At 65.3% G+C, this 12804-nt stretch carries 15 protein-coding genes; 10 read left to right on the plus strand and 5 right to left on the minus strand.

What is annotated here, in order from left to right:
- Positions 1 to 12 precede the first annotated feature (12 nt).
- From ACFVUS_RS27505 to ACFVUS_RS27515, 3 genes are read right to left on the minus strand one after another with little or no spacing between them, the layout of a single operon-like run.
- Positions 13 to 876, minus strand: a complete 864-nt coding sequence (locus tag ACFVUS_RS27505; protein WP_387772411.1) for a polysaccharide deacetylase — start codon at positions 874 to 876, stop codon at positions 13 to 15.
- Positions 873 to 1994, minus strand: a complete 1122-nt coding sequence (locus ACFVUS_RS27510) for an NADH:flavin oxidoreductase (protein ID WP_387772414.1) — start codon at positions 1992 to 1994, stop codon at positions 873 to 875. Before ACFVUS_RS27510 ends, ACFVUS_RS27505 begins: the two co-directional genes overlap by 4 nt.
- Entirely contained in the window at positions 1991 to 2620 is a 630-nt protein-coding gene (locus ACFVUS_RS27515) for a DUF1989 domain-containing protein (RefSeq protein ID WP_387772417.1), read from the minus strand. Before ACFVUS_RS27515 ends, ACFVUS_RS27510 begins: the two co-directional genes overlap by 4 nt.
- A 119-nt stretch (positions 2621 to 2739) precedes the next feature.
- On the opposite strand from ACFVUS_RS27515, the gene ACFVUS_RS27520 reads away from it, so the two are divergent.
- From ACFVUS_RS27520 to ACFVUS_RS27540, 5 genes are all read left to right on the plus strand, one after another.
- Positions 2740 to 4038, plus strand: coding sequence for an amidase family protein (locus tag ACFVUS_RS27520; protein WP_387772420.1), 1299 nt, complete (start codon positions 2740 to 2742; stop codon positions 4036 to 4038).
- Positions 4039 to 4199: 161 nt separating this feature from the next.
- The gene (locus ACFVUS_RS27525) at positions 4200 to 6395 is read left to right on the plus strand and encodes a hypothetical protein (protein WP_387772423.1); all 2196 of its coding nucleotides are present in this window, start codon (positions 4200 to 4202) and stop codon (positions 6393 to 6395) included.
- A 56-nt stretch (positions 6396 to 6451) separates the two neighbouring features.
- On the plus strand, positions 6452 to 6895 hold the full coding sequence (locus ACFVUS_RS27530; protein WP_387772426.1) for a VOC family protein: 444 nt from the start codon (positions 6452 to 6454) through the stop codon (positions 6893 to 6895).
- 60 nt (positions 6896 to 6955) lie between these two features.
- Entirely contained in the window at positions 6956 to 7702 is a 747-nt protein-coding gene (locus tag ACFVUS_RS27535) for a hypothetical protein (RefSeq protein ID WP_387772429.1), read from the plus strand.
- Between the two features lie 42 nt (positions 7703 to 7744).
- Positions 7745 to 7933 carry a hypothetical protein gene (locus ACFVUS_RS27540; protein WP_387772432.1) on the plus strand — a complete coding sequence of 63 codons (189 nt, stop codon included), beginning with the start codon at positions 7745 to 7747 and terminating at the stop codon, positions 7931 to 7933.
- 32 nt (positions 7934 to 7965) lie between these two features.
- Here the strand turns inward: ACFVUS_RS27540 and ACFVUS_RS27545 are convergent, their stop codons facing one another.
- Entirely contained in the window at positions 7966 to 8940 is a 975-nt protein-coding gene (locus ACFVUS_RS27545; protein ID WP_387772435.1) for an aminoglycoside adenylyltransferase domain-containing protein, read from the minus strand.
- 1 nt (position 8941) lies between these two features.
- On the opposite strand from ACFVUS_RS27545, the gene ACFVUS_RS27550 reads away from it, so the two are divergent.
- On the plus strand, positions 8942 to 9802 hold the full coding sequence (locus ACFVUS_RS27550; RefSeq protein ID WP_387772438.1) for an SGNH/GDSL hydrolase family protein: 861 nt from the start codon (positions 8942 to 8944) through the stop codon (positions 9800 to 9802).
- Between the two features lie 60 nt (positions 9803 to 9862).
- Here ACFVUS_RS27550 and ACFVUS_RS27555 read toward each other — a convergent pair whose 3' ends face one another.
- On the minus strand, positions 9863 to 10207 hold the full coding sequence (locus ACFVUS_RS27555) for an STAS domain-containing protein (protein ID WP_387772441.1): 345 nt from the start codon (positions 10205 to 10207) through the stop codon (positions 9863 to 9865).
- 220 nt (positions 10208 to 10427) lie between these two features.
- Between ACFVUS_RS27555 and ACFVUS_RS27560 the strand changes: the two genes are divergently transcribed.
- The 4 genes from ACFVUS_RS27560 to ACFVUS_RS27575 all read left to right on the plus strand — a co-directional run bounded on the left by ACFVUS_RS27560 (position 10428) and on the right by ACFVUS_RS27575 (position 12759).
- Positions 10428 to 10616, plus strand: a complete 189-nt coding sequence (locus ACFVUS_RS27560; protein WP_387772444.1) for a hypothetical protein — start codon at positions 10428 to 10430, stop codon at positions 10614 to 10616.
- Positions 10617 to 10715: 99 nt separating this feature from the next.
- Positions 10716 to 12038 carry an NAD(P)/FAD-dependent oxidoreductase gene (locus ACFVUS_RS27565; protein WP_387772447.1) on the plus strand — a complete coding sequence of 441 codons (1323 nt, stop codon included), beginning with the start codon at positions 10716 to 10718 and terminating at the stop codon, positions 12036 to 12038.
- A gap of 86 nt (positions 12039 to 12124) precedes the next feature.
- Positions 12125 to 12502, plus strand: a complete 378-nt coding sequence (locus tag ACFVUS_RS27570) for a hypothetical protein (RefSeq protein ID WP_387772450.1) — start codon at positions 12125 to 12127, stop codon at positions 12500 to 12502.
- Positions 12499 to 12759, plus strand: a complete 261-nt coding sequence (locus ACFVUS_RS27575) for a DUF4235 domain-containing protein (protein ID WP_387772453.1) — start codon at positions 12499 to 12501, stop codon at positions 12757 to 12759. Before ACFVUS_RS27570 ends, ACFVUS_RS27575 begins: the two co-directional genes overlap by 4 nt.
- Positions 12760 to 12804 lie beyond the last annotated feature (45 nt).

The following is a 12804-nucleotide window of genomic DNA, read 5'->3' on the forward strand; positions in this document are numbered from 1 at the left end:
AAAAGGATTCGGCTAATGCGGGTAGACGGACTCGTCGATGTCGTAGGTCGGCAGGGGACGGGTCGGGGTGTCGGTGTCCTCGCGTGCCCATTCCGCTACGTCGCGGCAGCGGGCGAAGGTGACGTCGCCCTGCTCCTGCGCGTAGGCGATCAGATTGCGCAGGGCCAGCATTCGGCCCGGGCGGCCGGTGAGGAACGGGTGCATGCAGAGGTTGAACAGGCAGTGGTAGTGCCGCATACCGTCGAGTTCGGCGCGCCACATTTCCTCGACCTTGACCGGGGATTCGATGACCGAGCCGATGCGTGGTTCGGGCAGGTAGGCGTACTGCTCCCAGTCGTCGAGGGACCAGTGCACGGGTAGTTCCACCACCCGGCCGAGTGGGGTGTCCACGTGGTATGGCCGATCATCGCCCATCAGTGACGAGTCGTAATGCAGACCGTATTCCCTTACCAGGGAGTGCGTTTCGAGGCTGGCGCTCCACATGGCCGCACGATGCCCGACGATATCGATGCCCTGTGCGGTGAATACATCCAGGGCGCGTTCGAAATCGGCGCGCTCGGCTCCCGGGGGGAGCGAAGTCGGTGGCCGGTGACTGTAGGAGTGGTGCGCCACCTCATGCCCGCGCTCGACGATCGAGGCGGCCAGGCCGGGCCGCTGTTCGGCGACCCACCCGGGCACGAAAAACGTTGCGGGGATGCTCATCTCGTCGAGCAGGTCGAGGATGCGCGGTACGCCCACATCGGGCCCGTACGACTGATGCGACATCACCATCGGCTGTTCGGCGTAGCGCCGACCCTCGGCGAGGATGGGAGTTTCCGCATCCACGTCGAAGGTCAGCGTCGCCACCGCGGCCGCGCCACGGGTCCAGATGCTCATGCGCCGACGCGTTCGCGCCAGGCCGCGGTGCTGTCCAGGTTTGCCATGGGGTGCAGCATCTCATGATCGAACGCGGCCAGTTCCGCGCCGGTCTCGACGCGGCGCGGCAGGTCCGGATTGGCGAGCGCGCCGGTGCCGAGCGACAGCACATCCGCGTGCCCGCCGTCGAGCACATCGGCGGCCTGGGACAGATTGTGCATGCCGCCATTGGCGATCACCGGGCGGCCCGACACCTCGCGCGCCAACCGGGTCACGGTGGTGCCACTGGCGAGCTTGGCGGTCTCCAGGAAGTTGCGGCCCTCGCTGGCGATATGCAGGTAGCTCGCGGTACGCAAGGCGGAGAAGATGATTCGCGCGTCGGCTTCGCCACCGGGCCAGCGGTACACGAAATCGTTGACCTTGGTCTGCGAGAGCCGCACGCCGACCGGGAAGTCGCCGAGCGCCTCGCGGATCGCGTGCAGCACCCGCGCGGTGAGCCGGATCCGGTTTTCCACCGAACCGCCGTATTCGTCGGTGCGCTCGTTGGTGTAGTCGGTGAGGAACTGATCGAGCAGATAGCCGTTCGCGCCGTGGATTTCGACACCGTCGAATCCGGCCGCACGCGCGTTCCGCGCCGCGGTGACGAAACCCGCTACGACGCTGTCGATATCACTCGCGGTCATTTCGCGGGGCGCGGCCCACGCGCCGCCGGCGCCGCCGTAGTCGACCATCATCTGCCCGCGCGGTGCCACCGCGGACGGGCCGATGGTCTCGTGGCCGCGCGCATTGCCCTGCGAGATCGCCCCGGCGTGCATGAGCTGGGCGATGATCGGCGATCCCGCCGCGTGGACGGCGTCGACCACGGTGCGCCATCCGGCGATGTGCTCGTCGGTCACCAGTCCGGGCTGATTGAAGTAGCCCTGGCTATGCGCGGCGTCGGGATAGATCCCCTCGCTGATGATCAGGCCGAATCCGCCCGCGGCATAGGCGCGGTAGTACTCGGCCATCTGCTCGGTGGGCGTGCCGTCCGGGGTCGCCGAGATCCGCGTCATCGGCGCGACGGCGAATCGATTGCGCAGGTCCAGCGTGTCCAGGCCGGTCGGGGCGAGCGCGGGGTGGGTGAGTTCGGTGGTGGTCATCGCTTCTCCTCGGTAACTGGGGACAGGACGGTCAGCGCCAATGGCGTGGGCCGAGCTCCGTTGATGGGGTTGTGGTCTTGGGGGCACGCGGAAACCACCACCAGGCAATCCATTTCGGCGCGGAAGGTGATGGCGTCGCCGGGCGCGGTGGTGGCCTCGAGCCAGGTCAGGCTGTCGTCCGCCGCGACCGGAATGCGCATGAAAACATTGATGGGTTGCGGAATGACCAGCGGCGGGGCGTATCCCAGCGCTGTCAGGGCCTGTGTGAGGTTGTCCGCGCAGCTGGCATGATCCGGATCCCCGTATGCCGCATAGCGTTCCGGATCGCACGCGGCGATCAGCATGTCGTGCACACCAGGGGAGGTGTCGTCCGCATAGGTCAGGATCGGCCGCCGTCGATTGGTCACGAACGCTTCCCCGAGTGCGGGGAACAACCGTGCCGTATGGGTCCGGGTGTGCGAGGCGCTGTGATACTCGGTGAGATCGTCCGCGTTGTAGGCGAATACATCACCCACCTGTCCGCCGTCGATATCGGTGATCCGCAAGCGTTCCCCGGCCCGCACGACCACCGATCGGGCCCGCCCGGCCGGTATGGTCACCGGCTCCGGATAGCTCAGCAATGTCATGGGAGTCAGTCAACCGAATCCGCGAGCACGCCGATATGGATGAGTGCACAGCGTATGGCGCAGAGGGTGGATGTTTCACCATCACCGAGCGGGAATAGGGCTCAGTATGGTTGCGCTGTATGACCACCGCCACAGAAATGAGCCGGGCGCTCGCAGCGGGTGACACGACCTCGGCGCAGCTGGCCGCCGCGGCCATCGATCGTGCGGGGCAACCGGATGCGACGGGCGTGCTGCTCGCGCTCACCGCCGACCGCGCCCGATACCAAGCCGACGCCGCCGACCGCCGCCGCGCCCGCGGTGCGGCACGCGGCGGACTCGACGGCATCCCCATCGCGTGGAAGGACGTCTTCGACGTCCAGGGCACCGTCACCACCGCCGGCTCGGCCAGCCACGTGCACGACGCGCCCGCCGCCGTCGACAGTCATCTGGTCCGTCGTGCTCACGACAGCGGCCTGATCACCATCGGCAAAGCCAACCTCAGCGAATTCGCCTTCTCCGGACTGGGATTGAACCGGTACTTCGGCTCGCCCATCAATCCTGTTGACCCGGAACGGGTTCCGGGCGGATCGTCGTCCGGATCGGCGGTTGCGGTGGCGCGCGGCATCGTCCCGCTCGCCGTCGGCACCGACACCTCCGGATCGGTCCGTGTCCCCGCCGCCTACTGCGGAATCATCGGCTACCGCGCGACTCCGGGGCGATACGGCGTCAACGACTTCGCGCCGCTATCGACAACACTCGACAGTGTCGGCCTGTTCGCCACCAGCGTCGGCGACATCATCGCCCTGGATCGTGTTTTCGCCCCCGCCGAACAATACGACCCTCCGCGAACCCGCCGATTCGTGATCCCCGCCGGGGAATGGACCGAGGACCTCGCACCCGAGATCGCCGCCGATTTCCAGTCCGCGATCGCCGAAATACGCGGTGCCGCAACCGATGTCCGAGTCCGTACCATCCCATCGCTGGACACGGCCCAGAAGCTGATGGACAGCCACGGCACCATCGTCGGCGCGGAAGCGCACCGCCTGCATCGCCACCGTCTCGATTCCACGCTCCCGATCGAGCCCGCCACCCGCCGTCGCCTCGAAAGCAATGCGCACACAGCCGATTTCCTCGGTCCGGTCTACGCCGCCATGTGCGCATTACGTGCCGACTTCGCCGCCGAACTCGACGGTGCGACCCTGCTGTGCCCGACCGTGCGCCACGCGCCCCCGCTTCTGTCCGCGCTGACCGATCCGATCCACTACGACAGCGTGAACGCCTCCACCCTGCGCACCACGATGGCCCTGAGTTACCTGGGCGCGTGCGGCATCACCCTCCCGATCCGAACGTCCGCTGTCGGTCCGGCTTCAGGTCTGCTGCTCTCGCGCCCCTCCGGTCACGACACCGAACTTCTCGCGCATGCCGCCTACCTCGCGTGAAGTTGGGAGCTGTCCCGGAGGGCAGCGGAGTCGACTGCGGCTGGGGTAGCTGATCGGTGTCCAGATGTGCATCGGGAGATCGTGTTCTGTTCACCGGAATGCCTTAGCGTCCCGGGCTCGTGAGGTTTGGCGCGGAGATCGAGCCGCGGAGAGATGTCCGGATGTGGGGAGTCGTCACCATGCTGGGCGTGGTGGCGGGATACGTGGCGGTACTGCTGGCGGACGCACGGCACTACTACACCGATGACACCGAGGCGCAGTACGCGCCGATGTGGGTGCTGCTTGGAAATGAGTTGCGCGCGGGGCGGTTTCCGGGGCTGGTGCCCTGGGAGTGGATGGCGGGGAACTATTCGCTCGAAGAGGCGGCGCTGTTCAATCCGCCGCAATTGCTGGTGTACCTGATCGCGCCGTCGGTGGACAACCTCGCGGTGTACGCCACCGTGGTCAAACTGGGGTTCTCGATGATCGCCGGGCTCGGGGTGTACCGGGTCTGCCTCGCATACGGGGCCGCACCGCGGTGGGCTGCCGTCGCGGGCGTCGCGTTTCCATTGAGCGGGTGGTTTCTGTTCTTCGATCAGGCCAGCTGGTTCACCTCGCAGACGGGCACGACCTGGTTGCTGCACGCCTGGGCATCGGCGGTGCTGTACGCGCGCGGTAAGAGCGGGCCGATTCCGGTATTTGTCTTTTTGTGGCTGACCTTGACGATTCAGTACGTGTTCCCCGGAGTCGAAGCGGCACTGATGATTCTGGCGGTGGTGGCGGGTGAGCTGATCCACCAACGTGATTGGGCGGGGCCGGGACGGCTCGCGTTGGCGGCGGGGTGCGCGGGACTGGCCGGACTGATCGCGAACCTGCCATTGCTGCTGTCCTCGCAGGTGACCTGGCGCGGTGATGCGCGGATTCGCAACGAATCACTGCTGACGGTGCCGTGGTCGGAGTCGCTGAACGCCAGTTTGCCGAGCACCACACCGGCTTTCGAGGGGTGGTGGGGATTCGTACAGCCGCTACCCATGGTGTACATCGCGTGGTTCCTGATTCCCGCGCTCGCCTTCATCGATTGGCGGCAGGTGTGGCCGAACGCGCGCGCGTACAGCGGGATAGCGGTGTTCGCGGGCGGGATGCTGATGTGGACGGCCGGTCCCGGCGCGATCGGGCCGCTGCGCTGGCCCGCCCGGGTATTGCCGCTGGTGGCGGCCGGACTGCTGGTGCTGGTGTGCGTATTGCTCAGTCGCCATGGCACTTTCGCGTCCGTGCGCCGCCGGGGGATCGCGGCGTCCGTGCTGATCGGCCTGCTGTTCGTCCGATCCCTTTCCGCCGCACCGGATCTGTGGCACCGGCATCTGCTCGCGGTGGTGACGCTCGCCGTGCTCGGCGCGATGGTGGTGTGGGCGGCCCGCACCCGGGGGACCGCGCTGGTCTGCGTGCTGACCATGCTCGCCATGTTCCCCATCGCCTTCACGCAGGTAGAAGCCGCGCCGAGCACGCCGATGTCATACAACTTCCCGGCGAAGCGCTCCGATATGGCTGCGGCCTTCCCTGAATTCCCCGGGCTCACACTGCAACTCGCGGACCGCGCGCTCATCGCGCCCGCGGATCGCAGCCTGGATCGCGCCTATGGGTCGCTGTCGATCGGCAGCTATGCCAAGGCGGTAGGCCCGCGCTATGTGAACGCCTACACCCCGGTCGGGCACGCGGCCTTCAGTGCGCTGCTGTGCATGGCATGGGATGGGAGTACCTGCCCCGACGCGGCCCGCCGCGCCTTCGATATCGAATCATCCACGGGTGCACGCATTGTCGATCTGATGAAGGTCGATCGTGTTGTCCTGCATCGCGCCCAGTATCCGAACGCGGGTCATGATGACCCGGTACCGGGCTGGAAATGGGTGGCTTACCCCGGCCACGAGCAGTTCATCGCGGTCCTGGAGCGCGAGAACGGCCCGATCTCCGCGACCGGTGGCGATATCGCACATGCCGAGAACGTCACTATCGGGGCGACTTCCATCGATGGTGCCACCTCGCACACCCGGGTTACCTCACCCTCCGGCGGCCGCGTCGTCTTCTCTCGCCTGGCCTGGCCCGGACATCGAATCACCTTGAACGGCACAGAGATCGCCTACACCACTCTTGCGGGGACCTTCCTGGCGGTCGACATCCCAGCCGGCGCGGATCAAGCCGACCTGACGCTCACCTGGATGCCGCCGGGCTGGCAGATCGGCCTGTCCACCGCGACGGCCGGCGTCGCCGGGGTGGGCCTGCTGCACTGGGCGCATCTGCGCCCGAGACGCCGTTCACCGAATCTCCCGTCCACCGAACCGGCCGTCCATGACATCGCTCGACCCAGTTTGGAGTTCCCTTAGGGAACTCTGAGTGCTACGCTCTGGGATATCGCCTCGAGAAACGCAGGAGACTTCTGATGAGCTTCATTCAGCGCTTCGACCACATCGGTATCACCGTCGCCGATATCGACGCCGTGACGGCGTTCTTCGTCGGTCTCGGCCTCGAAGCGGACGGCAAGATGGCCGTCGAAGGTGAGTTCCTGGATACGGTGATCGGCACCACCGGCGCCGCCACCGAGATCGTCATGCTGCGAGCACCCGGCGGTGGAACAACCCTCGAACTGTCGAGCTTCGTACGCCCGCAACACCTTCCGGGCTCCCCGGCGGCACCTGCCAACGAGCTGGGCCTGCGCAACATCGCCTTCCAGGTCGAGGATCTGCACGCCGCGGTGGAGCACGTCACCGCGGACGGCTACTCCCTGGTCGGTGGCATCGGCGAGTACGAGGGCAGCTGGCGCATGGCCTACGTGCGTGGCCCCGAAGGCATTATCGTCTCGCTGGCGCAGCGCCTCGGGAACTGACGGCAATCGGTTCCGATATCGTCCAGGGATCACCCGTCACACGGAAATGGTTTGGGCACAGTGGGTTTCTACGACTGCAATTGCATGGTCACCGGCGTCAGCTTGAAGCCGGTCGATGCCACGGCGGTGGTGTTGCACCGCCGTGGCGCGGAGTATCGGCCGATTGCGCTGGGTATTACGGGAACCTACGACCGCCTCGGCGGTATCGACGGTGTGGAAGAGGACCTCAACACCGACCTGATCGTGCGATATTTCGTGGAGCAGCATCGGGTCGGCAGGTTCTTCGCCGAGAATCAGGTCAACGACGCCGAGGAGTTCGGCGCGGACGTCGATATCGAGGGCTTGCTCCAGCTCATCGAACGCACCCACCTGAGCTTTGTCGACGACTTCTATCCCGCGTCAACGGTTTTGGATGGTGACGCCATCGCCTTCGCCCTGATAGCCCAGCCCGTGTGGGATACCATCGCCAACAGCGCCTCGGCATCGAATCAGTCACCGCAGCAACAGTTTCAAGGAGTATTCGGCCAAAGTTCAACGGCCGCTGAAATCTACGCCGACCAACTGCCAGAACTGACTCTACCCCTGCACCAACTCACCGCAATCAATGACTTCATCACCGCGCACGGCCTGCGCTGGGCTCCCCCGTCCGAACCCGACCAACGTTACCCCGGCGACTACGGCAGCCAGCATTTCGAAGAAGTCAAGCAATTCCTGAACCAAGCCAAACACGACTACCGCGAAGATCCAGTCGCTCTGACCGGCCTGGCCGCATACGAACAGCTGATCGACTGGGATGACCACGAATAGGCCACGATCCCCAAAGTCGCGGTACACCATTACGATTCGCGTATGGCTCGACGACGGTACGTCACACGCGGCGTGCCAGGCGGCTATCGCGTGTGGGACAACAAGGCCTCCCGATGGTGGGGCGACCTATACGAATTGTGCCCGGATGAACTGGTGGCCGAACTCAACAATTCGCACCGCCCTGCCCAGATAACCGAACTCACCAAACAGGCCCGTGCCCGCAAACGCTGAATGCTCGTCCCCGGAGTTCCCGGGCCCTGTGGTCAGGATCGATCGAAGATGGCGTGAGCGTCGGCGATCGCCATGTGGCCGAAGGCGAGTGTGTCACGCCTGCGGGCGAGTGGGGTTCGGTAGAGGGGTGTTCGGGAGTCGTTGCGGCGCAAGCGGAGTGCTTCGTTGATGATGCGGTGCCAGCGGATGGGGAAGGTGTCGAGGGCGTGGCGGGCAGCGCCGTCTTTCGACGTGATTTTGCCGGTCGCGAGGGTGTAGTGGAGGCGGGAGATGCCGGTGACCGTCCAGACGGTACCGAAATCGCTGAGTAGGCCGAGTCCGGGTTTGCTGATGAGCCGCGCTGCACGAGATAGACCGGTCGCCCAGTAGGCGTCGAGGTTGCGGTTCTGCCAGGCTGCGAGAGCGGCAGGGTCGGTCCATATGCCGAGGTCGTCGATTGCCGGTCCGCGCAGTGCGACCCCGTGCTCGGCGAGCGTATGCCAGGTGACCGGGGACTGTTGGCTTGCAGGGGATTTCGATTGCATTTGCCCTTCGAGGACGGTAGGTCGGCCGATAGCCGAAGTCGGGCCTGCGGTGAGGTCATGCCAGGTGAGATAGGTCCCATCGAAGAACGGTCGACGACTCTGCTGACGGAGTTTGGCGTGGATTCGTTCCAGTGCGGCCGTATCCACGGCATTCGGTGGTGCCGCGGTCACCGCGACGAAGTCGATATCGCTCGCCCCGGGGCGGAAATCCCCCAGCGCCAGGGACCCTTCGAGGTAGAGACCTTCGATCAAACCGGGGGCTTCAGCATCGGCCAGTGCGAGGTAGGACTCGACGATATCTGTGGCGATCGAGGGTATCGACATGGGTTCGAGTCTGCCTGAATCGTTGTGTTGAATGCTTCCCGTAGGATCAGCCTCCGCACCTGACTGTTCGACGCTCGCGCGTGCGCTTTGTCCTGTTTTGTCGAGCCTGGCTGCGCCACACTGTGAACCGTAGAAGGAGACTGCCGTGCTGCGACGCACGTTGCTGACCGCCGGTTGTGTGGGCGCTCTGATGGCGATGGTGTGCCCCGGGTATGTGAGTGCTCGAGAGCTTCCGAGTGGTGCGCAGTATGTCGCGCTTGGTAGTTCCTATGCCTCGGGGCCGGGGCTGCCCGACATGGTGGATGGCGGGTGTGCGCGGTCGGCGCATAACTACCCGCACCAGGTTGCGGCGTCAGCGGGGCTGGAATTGGTTGATGTCACCTGTGCGGGTGCGACCACGGCGAATATTTTGCGGACGCCGCAGTCGCTGGCTGGTGGCAGGACCGTACCCGTGCAGTTGGACGCCGTCACCGAGCGCACGCGGCTGGTGACCGTCACCATTGGCGGGAACGATCTTGGGCTGGCCGGTTCGATGATCAAGGCGAGTGCGTGTGGGCGGTTGCTCGCGAGTGTTCCGGCGTTCTGCGAATCGGTGGCCGGTGCGAAGGCGCGCACGCGTGATGACTTCGACGCTGTCGAGAGTTCGATCATCGCGGTGGTGAGCGCGATCGAGGAGCGTGCGCCGCAGGCAACCGTGCTGCTGGTGCAGTACCTGCCCGCGCTAGATTCAAGTGGCACAACATGTTCGGCGCTGACGATGACCGCCGCGCAGGCTGCGGACATCCGCCGAACCTATGACGGGCTCGTGGACGCGACCGCGCGTGCGGCGAACGAGACCGGCGCGAAAGCGATCGCTGCGCCCAATGCCGACGCGCATTCCGCGTGCGCGGTCGCTCCGTGGGTCAATGGCCTGCTCGATCCGTTGACCGCCCCGGGAGGTTTGGCCAGTGCCGTGGGGAGCGTGCACCCGAACTTGGCCGGCACCACGGCTGTCGCACACGAGATCATCGCCCGGCTGTGATTCTTGGGCTTTTCGGCCCGAACTTTCGACCACGACGCGACAATTCGTGCCGGTAACCGATCAATCGCTGCCGAGCGCCTGCGCCACCGTCTCGTAGACATCGAGAACAGTGTCGAGGCCGATTACTTCCATGGGGCGCCGAACCTGCCTGGAGGCGACCACCTTCATTCTCGGGTTCATTCCCGACTCCCATGCCGCGACCAGCACACTCAACCCCGCCGAGCCGATGAATCCCACCCCGGTGAGATCGATTACGAGCACCGCCGGATTCGTGGCCACCGCCTCGGCTATGGCAGCCGACAATTTCGGCGCGGTGATGACATCGACTTCGCCGCACGCGGATAAAACCACCGTCGACCCGAGGGTGCGAGCATCAACGACCAGCTCACCCTTTTGATTGCTCACAGTAGAACTATGTCATCCTCGGCCGGGATCAGCCCCTGCGCTCGGCTCCGTGCGTCGAACCCGATCACCGTTTCGGCAGGCTTTCCGGGCGCACTACTACCAATTCCTTTGCCCGATGTTTGCGATGGCGCCAATGGTGGAATGCCGCGCTTGCCTGGGTTCGCTCGGCAGGACCAAGCGCGTGCTCTGACCACAGCGGTGATCTCGAGGAGACGATCGAATGGAACCGGTTCTCGAAGCGAGTGTGCGAAATCTGGTTGGTGAGATTCTGTTCCGCTACGGCTCGATCGATGTGTTCTGTCTCTACCTGCGCGGTCTGCTCGACGCACCCACATGTGAACTCCCGCTGGTGGGTGCGGTCGCTACCGGACGCCACCGGTGGCGCGGGGCCGAGCCGGTCGACCAGTAGCCCCCGTTCGTGCGGGATCCTGCACCGGCGAGCGCTTGTTTCATGTCCGGTGTTGAGGGAAAGGCCTGGAGAGTCGAGCTGAACGGGGTAACTCAGGTGATGGTTGACAAGATCGCAGGACCGCGGCGTGTGGTGATCGTGGGCAGCGGATTCGCTGGATTCACCTGTGCCAGAAGGCTTTGCCGAATACTGGGCCGAGCGAATGAAGACACCGAGGTCGTACTCGTCACGCCCACCGACTATCACCTGTACACGCCATTGCTGCCCGATGTGGCGGGCGGACTGATCGATCCGCGGTTCGTCGCCATCTCGTTGACGGATACGTTGCCTAGGGTCAAGTTGGTGATCGGGAAGGTCGAAGCGGTCGATCTGCCGGGCAAGACCCTCACGGTGGTCGGTGATGGCCAACCCACCGAATTGTCTTGGGACCGACTAGTTCTCACCCCCGGCTCGGTCACCAGGCTGTTCGACGTACCCGGCTTGACCGAGCACGCACGCGGCCTCAAGACCATCGCCGAGGCGGTGTATCTGCGCGAGCATTTCCTGCGCCAACTCGAATTGGCCGACTACGAAACCGATCCCGCGATACGCCAGGCGCGGCGCACGGCGGTGGTGGTCGGCGCCTCTTACGCCGGAACAGAACTCATCGCCCAGCTGCGAGCGCTGGGTGATGCGTACGCGGAGCGTCGCGGCTACGACCCATCGGAAATTCGTTTTCTGCTGCTGGATACCGCCGACCGTGTGATGCCCGAGGTGGGTGATCGGTTGGGGGACAAGGCTTTGAGCGTCTTGCGTGATCGTGGCATCGATATCCGCTTGCAGACCTCGCTGAAAGAGCTGAACGATCACGAGGTCGTACTCACCGATGGCACGGTCGTTCCCGCGCACACCGTCGCCTGGGTCACCGGGGTGACCGGAGCCCCGCTGCTCGCGGGCCTGGATCTTCCGATGGAACGCGGACGGCTGGTCGTGGATACTTCGCTGCGAGTCCCCGCTCATCCCGATGTCTTCGCCGGTGGCGACGCGGCGGCGGTTCCCGATATCACCAACCCGGGCAAAATCACCCCGCCGACCGCGCAGCACGCGATCCGACAAGGCAAGGCGTTGGCCCGAAATGTCGCCGCCAGTCTGGGCGTGGGTGTGGCGAAACCGTACCGGCACCGCGATATGGGTCTGGTCGTCGACCTCGGACCGCGCTTCGCGGTCGCGAACCCGCTGGGCCTTCATCTATCGGGATTCCCCGCGAAGGCGATCACCCGGGCCTATCACACCTTCGCAGTATCTCGCGGCGTCAATCGGTGGGCCATCACGCTCTCCTATCTCACCAATGTGGTTACCCCGCGCCCACTTTCGACCCTCGGCCTCGTCGACTCGGGTGAAGCGAGTTTCAGTGGGAGCGAGGGCATACCGGAACACCACTGACGGAACCCGTCCGTGCGCGTCGTTTCGCATCGACTTCGCCGGGTAACGCCACCGAACGTACAAACCATCAAGGAACAGGGGCGTCGATGAATGACCCGGTGGAATCGCACGGTTCGGACGAACTCGACCGTGTACGACGGGATCGCGATCGAGCCAGAGCGGTCTCGGAACTGAGCGATAAGGCCGATGTGCGGGCACGCGCGGAGGACAAGGTGCACGAGGCCGCGCAGACCGCCCGGGAGCGCGCCGCCGACGTAGGAGAGCAAGCGCGTGCTGTCGCCGGGCAGGTACGGGCACAGGCCGTCCAGGCCGCGGACACGGCGGTGGCCAAAACGCCCGACCCGGTGCTCACGCGGGGCCTACAGGCGGCCGCGATCGTGCGCCGCAACCCGATTCCCGTTGCGGCCGCGGCGATTTCCGGTGTCGTAGTGTTCTGGTTAGTCTCGAAGCGGAGGCGCGCGTGAATACGTTGTACAGACCCATCGGCATGCTGATCGGGGTGCTCGGCGGGATCGCGGCGAACGCTGCGTTCACTCAGATCTGGCGACGGGTCAGCGGTGAGGACCAGGCCCCGCGCGCCACGGCGCGGAATTACAGCTGGCAAGAGGTGCTGGTGGCGGCGGCGTTGCAGGGTGCGATCTTCGGCTTGGTGAAAGCCTCCATCGACCGCGCCGGCGCATCGGGCTATCAGCGACTGACGGGAACCTGGCCTGACAAATAGCGCTTCCGTGCTGGAAAGTGTTGAAGAACAGGACATTTCGAGACG

Source organism: Nocardia sp. NPDC058058 (assembly GCF_042885355.1).
Taxonomy (GTDB): Bacteria; Actinomycetota; Actinomycetes; order Mycobacteriales; family Mycobacteriaceae; genus Nocardia.